This is a genomic window from Bacteroides caecigallinarum (assembly GCF_016902295.1).
Taxonomy (GTDB): Bacteria; Bacteroidota; Bacteroidia; order Bacteroidales; family Bacteroidaceae; genus Phocaeicola; species Phocaeicola caecigallinarum_A.
Map to the genome: position 1 here is coordinate 1 of NZ_JACJLQ010000166.1, position 383 is coordinate 383.

Annotated in this window: 1 protein-coding gene; it reads right to left on the reverse strand. The window is 42.0% G+C overall.

The genetic code is table 11. The features are described 5' to 3' along the window. Nucleotides 1-127: 127 nt before the first annotated feature. The coding region (locus tag H6A27_RS14650; RefSeq protein WP_204509214.1) for an outer membrane beta-barrel protein at nucleotides 128-383 on the reverse strand (256 nt) is incomplete at its 5' end.

Genomic DNA, 383 nt, shown 5'->3' on the forward strand with positions numbered 1-383 from the left:
TTTGATTATGCTTAAAGATACAAAATCTTTAGGACATAACAAAGCCTCGGCTTGGGAAAGTCGAGGCTTTGTCATAAAAAAAAGAGGGCATGCATTTTGACACACCCTCAATTATTTTTAATCAGATTCACATACGGCTCTTCTGGCTGTCTCCGGCGCCTGTTCCCCTGTACTTGCTCTTAGCTGTATTGAATTTATAGCGGACTGTCATAGCAAAGCTACGGCGCGATTCCGGCTCATATATCATAATGCGGTTACCGCTGTACAACAGTATGTCCGAAGATGAAGTATTGAAAATGTCGTTAGCTTGCAGTTGCACGGCCAGTTTACCATCCAAGAATCCTTTATATAATGAAAGGTTTACCGAACTTCCCGGCTTGATT